General features: G+C 67.5%; 15 protein-coding genes. 4 read left to right on the forward strand and 11 right to left on the reverse strand.

Annotation, left to right across the window (positions count from 1 at the left end; all coding sequences use genetic code 11):
- Positions 1-17: 17 nt before the first annotated feature.
- The 3 genes from trpC to hisI are packed head-to-tail and all read right to left on the reverse strand — an operon-like array spanning position 18 to position 2,799.
- Entirely contained in the window at positions 18-809 is a 792-nt protein-coding gene (trpC, locus tag BMX93_RS01850) for an indole-3-glycerol phosphate synthase TrpC (protein WP_091967088.1), read from the reverse strand.
- On the reverse strand, positions 806-2,392 hold the full coding sequence (locus BMX93_RS01855) for an anthranilate synthase component I (RefSeq protein WP_091967090.1): 1,587 nt from the start codon (positions 2,390-2,392) through the stop codon (positions 806-808). The genes trpC and BMX93_RS01855 overlap by 4 nt, the downstream gene beginning before the upstream one ends.
- Positions 2,389-2,799 carry a phosphoribosyl-AMP cyclohydrolase gene (gene hisI, locus BMX93_RS01860; RefSeq protein WP_091967267.1) on the reverse strand — a complete coding sequence of 137 codons (411 nt, stop codon included), beginning with the start codon at positions 2,797-2,799 and terminating at the stop codon, positions 2,389-2,391. The genes BMX93_RS01855 and hisI overlap by 4 nt, the downstream gene beginning before the upstream one ends.
- Before the next feature lie 73 nt (positions 2,800-2,872).
- Here hisI and BMX93_RS01865 point away from each other — a divergent pair, with 73 nt between their 5' ends.
- On the forward strand, positions 2,873-3,514 hold the full coding sequence (locus tag BMX93_RS01865; RefSeq protein ID WP_177170017.1) for a TIGR03085 family metal-binding protein: 642 nt from the start codon (positions 2,873-2,875) through the stop codon (positions 3,512-3,514).
- On the opposite strand, the gene BMX93_RS01870 is transcribed toward BMX93_RS01865, so the two are convergent.
- A complete protein-coding gene (locus BMX93_RS01870; RefSeq protein WP_425438728.1) occupies positions 3,433-3,804 on the reverse strand; it encodes a CBU_0592 family membrane protein in 372 nt (123 codons plus the stop codon). The genes BMX93_RS01865 and BMX93_RS01870 overlap by 82 nt on opposite strands.
- Positions 3,805-3,985: 181 nt before the next feature.
- Here BMX93_RS01870 and BMX93_RS01875 point away from each other — a divergent pair, with 181 nt between their 5' ends.
- A complete protein-coding gene (locus BMX93_RS01875) occupies positions 3,986-4,936 on the forward strand; it encodes a LysR family transcriptional regulator (RefSeq protein ID WP_143052775.1) in 951 nt (316 codons plus the stop codon).
- Between the two features lie 19 nt (positions 4,937-4,955).
- Here BMX93_RS01875 and BMX93_RS01880 read toward each other — a convergent pair whose 3' ends face one another.
- Positions 4,956-6,659 (reverse strand): glutamine--tRNA ligase/YqeY domain fusion protein, encoded by a 1,704-nt coding sequence (locus tag BMX93_RS01880; protein ID WP_091967096.1) that lies wholly within the window; start codon positions 6,657-6,659, stop codon positions 4,956-4,958.
- Positions 6,660-6,679: 20 nt separating this feature from the next.
- A complete protein-coding gene (locus BMX93_RS01885) occupies positions 6,680-7,318 on the reverse strand; it encodes a histidine phosphatase family protein (protein WP_091967098.1) in 639 nt (212 codons plus the stop codon).
- A 186-nt stretch (positions 7,319-7,504) separates the two neighbouring features.
- On the opposite strand from BMX93_RS01885, the gene BMX93_RS01890 reads away from it, so the two are divergent.
- Positions 7,505-8,518, forward strand: coding sequence for a PAC2 family protein (locus BMX93_RS01890; protein WP_091967100.1), 1,014 nt, complete (start codon positions 7,505-7,507; stop codon positions 8,516-8,518).
- 68 nt (positions 8,519-8,586) lie between these two features.
- On the opposite strand, the gene BMX93_RS01895 is transcribed toward BMX93_RS01890, so the two are convergent.
- Positions 8,587-9,390, reverse strand: a complete 804-nt coding sequence (locus BMX93_RS01895) for a PIG-L deacetylase family protein (protein ID WP_091967270.1) — start codon at positions 9,388-9,390, stop codon at positions 8,587-8,589.
- A 515-nt stretch (positions 9,391-9,905) separates the two neighbouring features.
- Here BMX93_RS01895 and BMX93_RS01900 point away from each other — a divergent pair.
- Entirely contained in the window at positions 9,906-10,520 is a 615-nt protein-coding gene (locus BMX93_RS01900) for a rhomboid family intramembrane serine protease (RefSeq protein WP_177170018.1), read from the forward strand.
- Positions 10,521-10,568: 48 nt separating this feature from the next.
- Here BMX93_RS01900 and BMX93_RS01905 read toward each other — a convergent pair whose 3' ends face one another.
- From BMX93_RS01905 to BMX93_RS01920, 4 genes are all read right to left on the reverse strand, one after another.
- Positions 10,569-11,885: a phosphatase PAP2 family protein gene (locus tag BMX93_RS01905; protein ID WP_091967104.1), complete on the reverse strand. Its 1,317-nt coding sequence runs from the start codon at positions 11,883-11,885 to the stop codon at positions 10,569-10,571.
- A 111-nt stretch (positions 11,886-11,996) separates the two neighbouring features.
- Positions 11,997-12,290 carry a hypothetical protein gene (locus BMX93_RS01910; RefSeq protein WP_091967106.1) on the reverse strand — a complete coding sequence of 98 codons (294 nt, stop codon included), beginning with the start codon at positions 12,288-12,290 and terminating at the stop codon, positions 11,997-11,999.
- A 281-nt stretch (positions 12,291-12,571) separates the two neighbouring features.
- Positions 12,572-13,192: an L-threonylcarbamoyladenylate synthase gene (locus tag BMX93_RS01915; RefSeq protein ID WP_091967108.1), complete on the reverse strand. Its 621-nt coding sequence runs from the start codon at positions 13,190-13,192 to the stop codon at positions 12,572-12,574.
- 25 nt (positions 13,193-13,217) lie between these two features.
- Positions 13,218-13,628: a hypothetical protein gene (locus tag BMX93_RS01920; RefSeq protein WP_091967110.1), complete on the reverse strand. Its 411-nt coding sequence runs from the start codon at positions 13,626-13,628 to the stop codon at positions 13,218-13,220.
- Positions 13,629-13,759: the final 131 nt, after the last annotated feature.

The following is a 13,759-nucleotide window of genomic DNA, read 5'->3' on the forward strand; positions in this document are numbered from 1 at the left end:
CTCCCTTGTTGATCGAGTCAGGCACGATTGTCCCCCTCACGCATGGCCTGCACTGCCGCACGGGGATCTCCGCTCGTCACGAGCGCCTCACCCACCAGCACGACGTCGGCTCCCGCCCGACGCACCCGCGCCACGTCGGCGGGCCCAGTAAGGCCGGACTCGGCGACGGTGATGACGCCCGAGGGCAGCTCGGGAGCGATGCGCTCGAACTGCGCCAAGTCCACCTGGAGGGTCTTGAGATTGCGGTTGTTCACGCCGATCAGCTCGGCACCGAGGCCGATGGCACGGTGTGCCTCTTCTGGCGTGTGCACCTCGACCAAGGGAGTAAGGCCCAGCTCGACGGCTTGAGCATAGAGCTTCGCCAGCAAGGCATCGTCGAGAGCTGCCACGATGAGCAGCACGAGATCGGCCCCCCAGGCCCTGGCCTCGAGGACTTGGTAAGGATCGACCACGAAGTCCTTGCGCAGCACCGGGACGCTCACTGCGGCGCGCACGGCGGCAAGATCCGCCAGCTCACCATTGAAGCGGCGCTTCTCGGTGAGCACCGAGATGGCCGCTGCGCCACCCTCCTGGTAGGCACGGGCCACCCCCGCCGGGTCGTCCACCCGGGCCAGCTGACCCTTGGACGGGCTGGACCTCTTCACCTCGGCGATCACCGAGATTCCCGGGGCGCGGAAGACCGGCCGGGGATCGAGGGTCGGCCCGAGAGCCTCGATGCGTGCGCGCAGTGTGCTCGGCGCAGTGCGTGCCATCCGGGCCGCCATGTCGATACGCACCCCGGCAATGATCTCGTCGAGCACCGTGCTCATCTCGCCGCCCCCGAACGCGATGAGCGAGCTGCCAGCGGGGGCGTGCCTGCCTGCGGGCCCGACACGCCGCCGGCGCCGCCGACCGGCCGCATCGCCTGGGCGCGCCGCAGCGCGGTAATGAGGGCAGCAGCCTTGTTGTGGCACTCCTCGTTCTCGCGGGCCGGCACGGAATCCGCCACAATCCCCGCACCCGCCTGTACATGCGCCACGCCGTCCTTGACCAAGGCCGAGCGGATCGTGATCGCCGCATCCGCATTGCCGGCGAAGTCGAAGTAGCCCACTACTCCGCCATAGGGTCCGCGTCCGGTCAACTCGAGCTCGTCGATGATCTGCATGGCACGCAGCTTGGGGGCCCCGGACAAGGTCCCGGCCGGGAAACAGGCCATCGTCACGTCAAGGGCGCTCACCCCCGGACGCACGCGTCCGGTCACGCCGGCTTCCAAGTGCATGACATGGCTGTAGCGCCCCACGTGCATGAACTGGGTGACGGTGACAGTTCCGGGCACACAGACCCGGCCCAGATCGTTGCGGCCCAGGTCGACGAGCATGAGGTGCTCGGCGCGTTCCTTCTCGTCGGCCAGCAGCTCGTTCTCCAGCCGCTGGTCCTCGGCCTCGTCGGCCCCCCGCGGACGCGTGCCGGCGATGGGGTGGGTGGTCGCTGTGCCATTCTTCACGGTCACCAGGGACTCGGGACTGGAGCCCACCAGATCGAAGCCGGGCATCTTCAGCAGGAACAGATAGGGGCTCGGATTGGTGACGCGCAGTTCCCGGTAGATCTCGAAGGCTGAGGCAGTGACCGGCACGTCGAAACGCTGCGAGGGCACCACCTGGAAGATGTCGCCGGCCACGATGTGCTTCTTGGCCGCCTCGACCATGGCCTCGAACTCTCCCGCGCTGCGCTGGTGGTGCACCGTGAGCGTGGCCTCGCCCTGGCAGCTCGCCAACAGCGCCGGACGCGGCCGGGCCAGTTTCGCGACCATCGCATTCACCCGGGCGACCGCATCGTGCCAGGCCTCGTCCACCCGCTCGGGGCGGGCATCGAAGTTGATGGCATTGGCGATGAGCCAGACCTCGCTGCGGTGGTGATCGAGCACGGCCAGGTCGCTCGCCAGCATCATGACCATATCGGGCACACCGAGATCGTCGGCATTGGCGGTGCCCAGGGAGGGCTCGAGCTCGCGCATGAGATCGTAGCCGAGATAGCCGACGAGCCCGGAGCTGAACGGCGGAAGCTGCGGGTCTGAGGGCGTGTGCAGTTCCGCGAGCACCCCGGCGAGCATCTCGAGTGGCCGCCCGGTCCTGGGCAGCCCCGCGATCGGCCGGCCGAGCCACTCGCCGTCGAGCCCGCGCCCGACGAGCATGCTGGCGCAGTCCACGCCCACGAAGGACCACCGCGACCAGGTGCCCTGTTCCACGGACTCGAACAGGCAACTGCTCGCGGACTGGGACGCCAGCTGCGCGTACAGCGCGATCGGCGTGAGATCATCGGCCCTCAGCCGGGCACGGACGCTGATCACCCGGCGTTCGCGCGCCTGCGCGCGGAACTCCTCGAGGGAGGGTTCGATGCGTAACCCCGAGTTCACAGCTGGGCTCCTTGCCGTTGTGTCGCGCGTGTTGCGGCGGACTGGGGCATCGGCACGATCCCGCCTGCATCGAAACAGGATTCGGCACCGGTGTGGCAGGCACCGCCGATCTGGTCGACGCTGAGCAGCAAGGTGTCGCCATCGCAATCGATGCGTACCTCGCGGACATGCTGGGTGTGCCCGCTGGTCTCCCCCTTGACCCACAGCTCCTGGCGCGAGCGCGACCAGTAGGTGGCATGGCGGGTCGCCAGTGTGAGCGCCAACGCCTCGTCGTTCATCCAGGCCATCATGAGCACCCGCTTGCTCGTGGCGTCCTGGACGATGGCGGGCACCAGGCCGGCCTCGTTGCGCCTGAGGCGCGTAGCCAGCTCGGCGGGCAGTTCGCTGGAGGTGGGGGAAACGGGCATGATGCCCATTGTCCCGCATCCCGATGACAACTCCTGCCAGCACCGGATGGCGAGCACTCCTAGGGTGGTTGACATGACCACGCTTGCACGCGCCTACCGCGACTCACTGGCTGCGATCCTTGAGCACTCCCGGCCCGAAGCCCCCACCCTGTGCGAGGGGTGGAACTGCGCAGACCTCGCCGAGCATCTCTACGTCCGCGAGAACGATCCGCTTGCCGCACCCGGGCTGCTCATCCCCGCACTGGCCGGCCTGACCCAGGACCGGATGAGCCGGGCAATGGACTCCCTGGGCTATCTGGGCCTGGTGGACGCCTTCTCCCACGGGCCCAAGCCCTGGTCGCCGATGCGCATCCCCGCGGTCGACCGGTTGGCCAACGGCGTGGAGTATTTCGTCCACCACGAGGACGTGCGACGCGCTCAGCCTGGCTGGTCACCCGATGTGCTGCCCGGCGAGGAACTCAGCAATGAGCTGTGGCAGCAGCTGGCGATCGTGGCCAAGCGGCTCTCGCGAGCGTGCCCGAGCGGGCTCAGGCTGGAACGTAGCGACGTGGCATCGGCGCGTCCGATCGTTGTGAAGCCGGGCGATGTCATCGTCACTGCCCGCGGGCACGCCGCGGAACTCACCCTATGGGTCTACGGACGGGCGGCCAGGGTCGAGTTCATCGGCGATCCGCCGGCCGTCGAGGCAGTGGAGAAGATGTCGCGCGCACTGTGAGGCGCGCGCTGCCCGCGATGGCGCCAACCCCGGCGAAGTCGCGCGAGGATCCGTGCGCGAAGCTGCCAGACCATGCGCAGCCCTATCGCCAGGAAGACGAGATTGGTGACCAGCGAGGGCCAGGCTCTCGTGGTGAAGCAGGCGAAAGCAAGCAGCAGGCATCCGGCCATATTGAGGACATGGAAACGCACCGAGTCCGGGCGCACCCGCTCGGAGGAAACCAGGTAGTACGCGGCAAGTGTTCCCGCAGCGCCGATCCACCCCAGAGCCATCGCCACGACCGTCGTCATCTCAGCCACGTGCCTATCGTGGCCCCTCGGGGTGTGCAGTTCAATCGAATCATTCTTCAATGCAGCTTTAGTTTCACTTAAGTCAATTCGGGTTCTCTCCGAGTACCGTCCAGGCCGGCCGGACGCTCGTGCCCGGCCGGACGCCGATGCGGGCGCGCAGCGGGGATGGTTGGCTGGGTGCGTGAGCATCCACATCGATCCGCGCAGGCTGGCGATCCTGCTCGCCGTTCAGCGCGAGGGAGGTATCGTCGCGGCGGCCGATGCGCTGCGGCTGTCACCCTCGGCCGTCTCCCAGCAGTTGGCCCGGCTGGAGAGCGAAACCGGTCTGCGGGTGGTGGAACGCACCCCGCATGGCGCGCTGATCACGCCAGCGGGCGCCGTGCTGGTGGCGGGGGCCGAGCGCATCGAGACGGAGCTGGCCGACATGGTCCGGGCCCTGCATCCCTTCACCGGAACGGTCACCGGGTCGGTGATGATGGGCTCCTTCCAGTCGCTCATGGGGGCCTTGTTGCTGCGCTTCCGCCACCAGCTGGCTGCTGTACTGCCTGGGGTGGATCTGCGACTGGCCGAGGTCGACGAACCGCAGGGCATGGCGGAATTGCGATCGGGGCAGCTCGACCTGTTGTGCATCGAGCGCGATGCGCGCCCGGGTCGGGCGCCGCGCGGGTACACCGACACACCCTTCTACGACGAACCGTGGGTTCTGGTCACGCCACCGGGAGCACCTCGGATCAATTCACCCCGCGATCTCGCCTCCCTGGTCTGGCTGCGTCAGCCGGAGGGCACCGCCGGTGACCAGGCGATGCAGCGCATCACTGCCCCGCTGGGCCGGGCCCAGTACAGCGACTACCGCTACACGAGCTATTCGGTCGCGGTGGCCATGATCAGCGACGGCATGGGCGCCACGGTCATGCCCCAGTTGGCGCTGGTGGATGCCCAGCGCGGCCATGTGCAGGTCACGCCCATGCCCGAGTTGGGTGTCCGGCGCCTGTTCGTACGGCATCGCACCAGGCTCGCGGCCACCGAGCCGGCCGTCAGCCAGCTCATCGACCAGCTGATCGGCTGGGCCGCCACCGCCCTCGACCCGCAGGGCGCCCCGACGTCCTCCGCCGACCCGGACCATCGGCGCTAGAGGGGCCGCCGGCGCCTGCTCAGTTGTTCTTCGCGGCCTTGCGCTGCAGGGCTGCCCACTCGTCGCGCAGCCCGACCGTGCGGTGGAACAGCGCCGGCTCAGTGGGATCGAGCGCGAAGTAGCCGAGCCGCTCGAACTGGACGACCTCGCCAGGTGCCACATCCTGGATGGCCAGCTCCGCCTTTGCACCCTCGAGCAGTGTTCGCGAGGCGGGATTGAGATCGTCCAGGGGTTCGCCGGTCGACTCCCCCGGGTTGGGCGCGCTGAACAGCCGGTCGTACAGGGCGACCCGCAATTCGACGTCATGGCCGGCGCTGACCCAGTGCAGGGTGGACCGTACCCGGCGCCCGTCGGGGGCATCTCCCCCGCGCGAGGCCCGGTCATAGTCGGCATGCACCTCGACGATGTCCCCGGCATCGTTCTTCACGACATCGGTGGCGGTGATGAGATAGGCACCACGGAGACGAACCTCGTGCCCTGGTGAGAGCCGGAAGAACTTGGGCGGGGGGAACTCCGCGAAATCATCGCGCTCGATGTAAAGCTCTCCGGTGAAAGCCACCCGACGGGTGCCGTCGCCGGGATTCTCCGGGTTGTTCGTCAGCTCGAAGTACTCCACCACGGGCTCGCCGTGCTCGTCGGTGGGCCAGTCGTCGATGACGAGCCTCAGGGGACGGGTCACGACCATGCGCCGCTGGGAGCTCGCGTTGAGCTCGCGCCGCACGAAGGCTTCGAGCTCCTCGATGTTGTGGCGGGAATTGGTGCGCGTCGTGCCGATGTAGCGGCAGAAGTCGCGCAGCGCCGCCGGCGGATAGCCTCGCCGGCGCAGCCCGCGCAGGGTGGGCATCCGCGGGTCGTCCCAGCCATCGACGATGCCCTCGGTGACCAGCTTGGCGAGCCGCCGCTTGGAGGTGATCGTGTAGGTGAGCTCCAGGCGGGCGAACTCTATCTGGCGTGGCCGCCCGCCGGTCAACGGCAGATGCTCGAGATACCAGTCGTAGAGCGGGCGGTGGGTGTCGAACTCGAGGGTGCACAGCGAATGGGTGACGCCCTCGATCGCGTCGGACTGGCCGTGCGCCCAATCGTAGGTGGGGTAGATGGGCCAGTCGTCCCCGGTCTGGTGGTGGCTGGCGTGGCGGATCCGGTACATCACCGGGTCACGCAGGGCCATGTTGTCGGCGTTCATGTCGATCTTGGCGCGAAGCACCCGTGAGCCGTCGGGGAACTCCCCTGCCCTCATCCGCCGGAACAGATCGAGATTCTCCTGGACCGGACGCTCCCGGAAGGGGCTCGCAATGCCTTCGCGTCCGAAGCCGCCGCGCTGGGCCGAGATCGCCTCGTTGTCCTGGTCATCCACATAGGCCAGACCCTGGCCGATGAGGTATTCGGCCCACTCGTACAGCTGCTGGAAATAGTCGGAGGCGTGCACCAGCGCAGCGGGCCGATAGCCCAGCCAGCGGATGTCCTCGATGATCGACTCGACGAACTCCGGATCCTCGGCCACCGGATTGGTGTCGTCGAGGCGCACATTGCAGATGCCGTCAAAGCGCTCGGCGATACCGAAGTCGACGGTGATTGCCTTCGCGTGGCCGATGTGTAGATAGCCATTGGGCTCGGGAGGGAACCGGGTCTGGACCCGCCCGGAGTAGGTGCCGAGCTCGATGTCCTTCTCCACGGCGTCGCTGATGAAGTCACCCGCGTCGCCTGCTGCCTCGGGGTTGACCATGCGGGTCAAGTTAGCACGGCTCACGCGCCGAGGTTCCACTGCGGCTCGGCGTTGTAGCGGCCAAGACGCCATTGGTGCCCGCTGTTTCGGTCACCACTGTGATGGAGGGAGCTCGCACAGCAGTTCGCGATGGAGTCCAGCCGCCAGCTGGTCGGGAAGTCCCAGCCGAGCAGCCCGCCGATTCCCATCCGGATGGCGGTGCCATGGCTGAACACCAGGATGGTTCCCTGCGGGGTGCTGGCGTCGATGTGGACAAGGGCGGCGCTCATCCGGGCAGCCACCTCGCCACCTGTCTCTCCGGTGACTCCCCAGCGACAGTCGTGCTCACCGCGGCGCCAGGCCCACAGCTCGGGCTGAGCCCGCTCGATCTGCGACCAGGTCATGCCCTCGCGGGCCCCGAAGTCCAGCTCTGCGAGCCGGGCATCGGTGTTCACCGGCTGACCGGTGAGCTCGGCCACCGGCTGCGCCGTCTGCTGGGCTCGCGCCAGCGGAGAGGCCCAGATCGCCACCGGCTCGAGATGGGCGAACCAGCCTGCTGCGGCTCCGGCCTGCGCGCGGCCCACTGCATCGAGTGGGATGTCCGTGGCGCCCAGCCAGCGCCCTTGCGCATTCCACTGCGTGCGACCGTGCCGAATGAGGACGAATCGCGCAGCATTCATGGATCATCTTCCTTCGAGTTCGGGTCCGGCGCGATCAGCCTAGCCACGTCGGCCTACTACTATCGTCCCAAGCAGTGTTCGCCACGGTGGAGACCGGCACGTTCTTGTGGTGTGAGCGGGAATGCCCGCGGGCCGTGCGGTGTTCCTCCACAGAGCGTCCACCACAGATGCCGGAGGTAACTGACCATGCTAGATCCACTGACGCTGTTCCAATACGATCCCCAGATCGACCAGAGGACCGTGCACGACCGCGTAATGGTCATCACTTTGGGCAGCTACGGCGATGCCGGTTCCGCGCAGGCCCAGTTCGACGAGCACCTGCTGAATACGCTGACTCACCGCACGATCGGCACCTTCGATGCTGACCAGGTGATGGACTACCGCGGTCACCGTCCGCCGATCGATTTCGACCGGGATCACTACGACAACTACGAGCCTCCGGTGATGACCCTCCACGAGATCACCGACAAGTCGGGCAGCCCCTTCCTGCTGCTCACCGGACCCGAGCCCGCCCTGCAATGGGAGCGGGTCGTGGCGGCGATCGATCGGATCATCGACGAACTCGACGTCCAGCTCGTGGTGACGGCCCAGAGCGTGCCGATGCCGGTGCCTCATACGCGCCCGGTGGGGCTGCTCAAGGTGGCAACGCGTTCAGACCTGCTCCCCGGCAACCAGCCAAGCGGTTCCTTCCGGATGAGTGCCTCGTTCCTCGGCATGATGACCCAGCGGCTCGGCGAGTCGGGACGCGATGTCATCGGCCTGGTGGCGCGCGTGCCCCAGTATCTGGCTGAGGCGGAGTTCCCCGATGCTCCCATCGCACTCGTGCGCGGGGTCAACGAGGTGGCGAATCTCGATGTCCCGCTGGGCGATCTGGAGCAGGCCTCCCGACTCGCGCGCGGTCAGATCGACGCCCAGGTGCAGCAGTCCGAGCAGCTGTCCCAGATGGTGAGCGCGCTGGAGAAGCAGTACGACACCTTCATGGCTGACCACTCACTGCCGATGAGCGAGGACCAGATCCCCAACGCCGACGAGATCGGGCAGGCTGTGGAGGACTACCTGGCCAGCCTCGACACCGGCAACGACGGTCCCAACCCGGCGGGGCCGGGACCGGCCGATCGGGGCCCCCAGACAGGCCCGGCCGATTTCGGCAACCCGGACCATCCGGATCAGCCCGAGGACCCCGGCGAGCCCAAAGACTGAACGTTCCGTGCCCGAGGAGGCCTCGGGTCTCGTCGGGCACACGGCGGGGCTTGGGCCTTCTCGGGTACTCAGGCCTCCTCGAGGGGCCAGCCATGCACCAGTTCACCGGGGTGGGCCGGCTCGCGGTAGTACTCGATGCCAAGCACGGCCCGGAAGAGCTGCTTGGGCAGGCTCAAGAAGAACCCGGCATCGCTGGTCTGGCTGGCGTGGCAAGCCAGCGCATCGTGCTTGCGCCCGACGACCTCGTCCGGCAGGTCCACCGCCCAGCGCAACTCGCTGGCCGATGAGCCGAAGGGCCTCAGATCCTGTGGCTCATCGGAATCAAAGAACCCCTGACCGGTTACTCCCAGTTTCACGGCAAGCGCCTTCTGCCGAGCGCGCATGTCACGGTTGAAGCTGCCCTCCAGGAGCCGCAGCGGGCTGCCGAGCTGGCGGGCGACGGCCGCGCCGACGCGATGCACCATGATGTGGTCGGGATGTCCGTATCCGCCGTCGGGGTCGTAGCTGACGAGGACGTCGGCCTTCTCCTCGCGGACGATGGCTCCCACGCGCGCGGTCACCTCGGTGAGATCGGCATTGCAGAACGATTCCGGGTCGTGGTTCGAGTCCCACCCGGCCATCCCCGAGTCGCGATAGCCCAGCCATTCGACCCGGTCGATGCCGATGACGCCTGCCGCGCAGGCCAGCTCCTCACGGCGCCGATCGGCAACAGTTTCGCCCTTCCGCAGATCCTCGGCTGCCATGCCGAGCGTGCCATCGGTGGCGATGACGTTGACCACACGGTCACCGCGGTCGTGAGCCAGCACCATCGTGCCTGCGGTCTGCGAGCTCTCGTCGTCGGGATGTGCATGCAGGAAGACCCAAGTCGCCATGCCTCCATCGTGCATGAGACCACCAAGGGCCGGTCGCGGCCGCCTCGTGGTCGCTGGGTGGCGGTCCAGGCCGCGACTTCGTTGGAGGGGCCTTCCCGCGCACATAGTCTGGGGTGATGAACGAGGACCGGGATCCGGAGCAGACCCCACCACCTGGCGCGCCGGACTTTGAGCCCCCACCTGTGCCTGCATCGGGTCCGTCGTCACCCCCGTCGCCGGGCACCCCACCCGAGCAGCCGAAGCAGCCATCCCCCGCGTCGCCGGGGCACCCGGCCGATCCGCCATCTGGTCCGCAGATGTGGACCAGGGCGCCCTCGGGGCAGTGGTACGTGCCCCATGAGCCCTCGGCGCAGGCGCGCGCCCGCGGCGAGCATTCGGAAGGCGCCTTCCCACCGCCTGCCCCGACGTCGAGCCCGGCCTCTCGGACCAGGAGCTCCCACGCTGAACACTGGTTCCAGCAGCCTGCGGCAACGGGAAGCCGGCGATCGCGTGCACGCCCCGCGTCCGGGTCCTTGGTGTGCACGTACTCGATCATCGGCATCTGCGTGCTGGTGTGGATCGGTGAGCTCTACGTGCCAGGGGTTGCGTCAAGCGTGGCGCTCACACCCGATCTGGCATTCAGCGAGCCGTGGCGGCTCCTCACATCGGCCTTCGCGCACTCGCCGTACAGCATTTTGCACATCGCCACCAATATGCTCATGCTGTGGGTGATGGGACGCTCCCTGGAGCCCTATCTCGGGCGGCGCGACTATCTGATCTGTTATCTGCTCAGTGCCGTGGGGGGCAGTGCCGTCTTCGTACTGCTGGCCAGCGCCACCGCGTCGGGAACTGCTGTCGTCGGCGCGTCGGGTGCGGTCTTCGGACTGTTCGGCGCCCAGTTGGCAGTGTCGCGGCATGAGCGGATGGACAGCAGCGGCATCTGGCTGTTGGTGGGGATCAATCTGCTCTTCGGATTCATCGTCCCCGGCATCGCCTGGCAGGCCCACCTGGGAGGTTTCCTCACCGGGCTGGCAGCCGGCTGGCTCGTGCTGCGCGGGCGAGCCTCCGGACGGGGCGGCTGGGCATATCCGCTCGCGCTCCTGGTGCCGATCGGTGCCATCCTCGCCATCTCCGCGGGCCTGCTCGGCTGAGCCCCCGTCACTGGTGGTGGCGGGGGCCCAGCAACAACGACCGGCCGATCAGCGACGCCGGGACCTGCGAACAGCGAACAACCCGCCGACCGCACCCGACAACACCACAGCCAAACCAACCAGACCCTCAACACCACCAGCACCCGTCAACGGCAAACCGAGCACCGACGCAGCCCTACCACGACCACCCGAACTCACCAGCCCAGCAGACGACACCACCGACGAAGACGCCACCGACGCCGAAGGGCTCGCGGACGACACCGACACCGAAGGACTGGACGACACCGACACCGACGGGCTGGACGACACCGAAGGGCTCACGGAGGACACCGAAGCCGACGGGCTGGACGACACCGACACCGAGGGGCTCGCGGAGGGGGACGGGGCCGCTGTGACGACGGAGGCGACCGCCTGGCCGGGTTCCACCGCGGTCACAGTGCCGGACGCGTCGACTGTGACCTTCGCGCTCATGGCCGCCGCCAGGTCGATACGCTGCCAGCCCTGGGAGCCGGCGTCCAGCGGGAAGCCCGAGTCGATCTCGGTAGCCGCCAGCACGGCGCGACGCTGGGTGGGATCGAGCGTCGGGAAGGTCGTCGCGAGCAGGCTCTCGGCGCCGTCAGGCACCACTGCCTTCTGCCCGGCGGTTCCGGTCTGGCCGAATCCATAGGTCATGCGTGCCTGATATGCGGAGATGGCAGTCGTCCGGTCGGTCACAGCGGTGGTCGACACGACGTCGGTGAAGAAATTGGTGTAACCCTTGTCGGCATTCGCGCCAGTCTTGGTGATGCACTCGGCCAATGTCTCGCTGAGGCTGTCAGCTTTGCACCGGGAGGCGAGGTAGTTCTGCAGTTCGGTGGCTGCGGGTTGCAGAACAGTACTGAAGTTCTCGGCGCTGGACCACAGATAGGAGTTGTTCGCCTGGCCGAGGATGCGGCCACCCTCGACGTCGAGCGGATAGTGCACGCCGAGCACGATGCGGTTGTTGCCCGCCTCCGAGGCCCGAGTGAGGATCTCCGGGCCGAGCTGGGGAAGCAGCTGGGCCAGCGCGGTACCGGTCGCCACAGCGTAGGTGGTGTGGCCCGACGGGAAGGCCTGGGAATACCCCTTGAGCATTGCGTCATACGACGCGGTATGGGCAGGATCGCCCCAATCGGGGACCTTGTCGATGTTGAGGGAGGGCTGGAGACCGTTGAGTTGTGAGGGATTGGGCTGGCCGGCGAAGCTGCGGTCGGGCAGATAAGGGCGCGGGTAGTTGAAGGTCGGCTTCGTCCTGCCCGTTCCGACACTCCCTGCCTCGTCGATCGCGGTCACCGTCTTGGGCAGCCGGCCGTCGTTGAGGCCCTCGTTGAGGTACCTGCTGAGCACCGGTCCCAGCGCGTCGGAGTAGGTCTCCTGCCACTTGTAATCGGCATCGATGAGAGCGCGGCGAGACTGATCCAGATCGGTGGCGCCGGCGTTGTTGATGGCGACGAGAGTCTAGTCGTTGCGGTTCAGCACAGCCGGGTCGAGAACGGTGCCGCGGAATGCGGTGTCGGCCTTGGTGGTGTCATTCGTCGTGTCGTAGGGACGCGCAGTCCAGTACTTGGTGAAGTCTGACATGAGCGCGACAGGGTCGGGCTTGCCCGTCGGGGTGAGCGCGACCTCCTGCGCGGACGCAACCGTCGACGGGGCGGCGGAGGCCTGGTTCAACACAGGTGAGCCGATAGTGATGGTGCTGACAGCGATCGCCGTCACAGCGGCGCTCTTCAGCGCACGCCCGAATCTATACATGGTTCCCCTCCAGTCGGGGTCGAGGCCAGGCAGATTCTCCTGGGCGACGACCGTGATCCCTGGCGAAGCTATGAGAGAGCTGTGACCCCTCAGGGAACCCGAGATGATCCGGAGATGTCCTCCCGGTGAATGCTCGGTGCGAGCACACGGCGCGCACCCGGATCGATCAGCTCCCCGGCCGACCCCTCGCGCTGTGCGTGTCCACGACGGATACGCGGCAGGCCCTCGAAGGCCGCTGCCTGGTGCCTGCTCCGGGTGCGCGTTGACTGCCAGCGGAAGTCTCAGGTGAACAGTGCCGTCGATCCCCCACCGACCCGCAGCACCACCGGCTCCTCGCCAGTCAGGTCCACAACGGTGGTGGGCTCGGACCCCACATCCCCGGAGTCGAGGACCGCGTCGAGCTCGTTGTCGAGCGTCTCCTTGATCTGCCAGCCGTCGTCGAGCGGTTCAGTGTGCCCAGGCAGGATCAGGGTGGAGGAGACGAGGGGCTCACCCAGCGCCGCGAGCAGAGCCAGGGCCGTGACATGGTGGGGCACCCGCACACCCACCGTCCTCGTGCTGGGATGCTGCATGGCGCGTGGTACCTCGCGAGTCGCTCGGAGGATGAACGTGAACGGCCCGGGCGTGGACGCCTTCACGGCGCGGAACTCCCGATTGTCCATGTCGACATAGGTGCCCAGCTGGGCGAACTCGCTGACCACGACAGTGAGGTGATGCCGTTCGTCAAGCCCTCGAACACGCCGAATGCGATCCATGCCGTTCTTGTTTCCGAACAGGGTCCCCAGAGCGAATCCGGAGTCAGTGGGGTAGGCAATGAGTCCGCCATCGCGCAGTGTTGTGACGACCTGGCTGAGCGAGCGGGCCTGGGGATTGACCGGATGGACCGGGTAGTAGCGAGCCATGCACAAACACTAGTGAGCTGGGCGGCTATGAGGCACGTAGATCAGAGGTCATCCGGGAGCGCACCGTGAAATGGTCGATGCCCACCAGGGAGAGGAATTGCGTGCCGACGCTGGTGGACACACTGACGCTGAGCCGCCCCTCGGCATCCACCGTGGCGTCCGAAGTCATGGCAGGAAAACCTGACAGTGACGCGCGTGCGGCCGCGATGGCCAGCGCGGCATCGGGGCGCCCGGCCAGTCTGCTGTGCGCATAGCTGTCGCTGCCGGCCCGGGCAGCCTGGCTCGCCGCCAGGGTCACCTCTCGCTGCGCGCTGAGTCTGGCCGAACCGTCCACTGCCAGGCCGCAGCTGAGCGCGAAGGCAGGCAGGCACGCCGCGACGAGCACGCTCACGCTCGCGCCGCGCTGATCATGGGCTTCACGACCAGTAGAGATCATCGTCGGTCTCCCCAGGTTCTCCTCGGGCAAAGCTTGTCTTCGGGCAAAGCTGTCATCGGGCCGAGGTGGCCTCGCGATGGCTTCAGTGTCCCATGAATACCTCGAGCAGCTGGCCTGTCCACAGGATCGCG

Origin of the sequence: Propionibacterium cyclohexanicum, assembly GCF_900111365.1 — a bacterium.
Classification (GTDB): Bacteria; Actinomycetota; Actinomycetes; order Propionibacteriales; family Propionibacteriaceae; genus Propionibacterium; species Propionibacterium cyclohexanicum.

What these genes read in the sequence shown, in the direction of transcription:
- trpC (WP_091967088.1), bottom strand. Translation starts at nt 809, where the DNA reads ATGAGCACGGTGCTCGACGAGATCATTGCCGGGGTGCGTATCGACATG.
- hisI (WP_091967267.1), bottom strand. Translation starts at nt 2,799, where the DNA reads ATGCCCGTTTCCCCCACCTCCAGCGAACTGCCCGCCGAGCTGGCTACG.
- BMX93_RS01865 (WP_177170017.1), top strand. Translation starts at nt 2,873, where the DNA reads ATGACCACGCTTGCACGCGCCTACCGCGACTCACTGGCTGCGATCCTT.
- BMX93_RS01870 (WP_425438728.1), bottom strand. Translation starts at nt 3,804, where the DNA reads ATGACGACGGTCGTGGCGATGGCTCTGGGGTGGATCGGCGCTGCGGGA.
- BMX93_RS01880 (WP_091967096.1), bottom strand. Translation starts at nt 6,659, where the DNA reads ATGGTCAACCCCGAGGCAGCAGGCGACGCGGGTGACTTCATCAGCGAC.
- BMX93_RS01885 (WP_091967098.1), bottom strand. Translation starts at nt 7,318, where the DNA reads ATGAATGCTGCGCGATTCGTCCTCATTCGGCACGGTCGCACGCAGTGG.
- BMX93_RS01890 (WP_091967100.1), top strand. Translation starts at nt 7,505, where the DNA reads ATGCTAGATCCACTGACGCTGTTCCAATACGATCCCCAGATCGACCAG.
- BMX93_RS01895 (WP_091967270.1), bottom strand. Translation starts at nt 9,390, where the DNA reads ATGGCGACTTGGGTCTTCCTGCATGCACATCCCGACGACGAGAGCTCG.
- BMX93_RS01910 (WP_091967106.1), bottom strand. Translation starts at nt 12,290, where the DNA reads ATGTATAGATTCGGGCGTGCGCTGAAGAGCGCCGCTGTGACGGCGATC.
- BMX93_RS01915 (WP_091967108.1), bottom strand. Translation starts at nt 13,192, where the DNA reads ATGGCTCGCTACTACCCGGTCCATCCGGTCAATCCCCAGGCCCGCTCG.
- BMX93_RS01920 (WP_091967110.1), bottom strand. Translation starts at nt 13,628, where the DNA reads ATGATCTCTACTGGTCGTGAAGCCCATGATCAGCGCGGCGCGAGCGTG.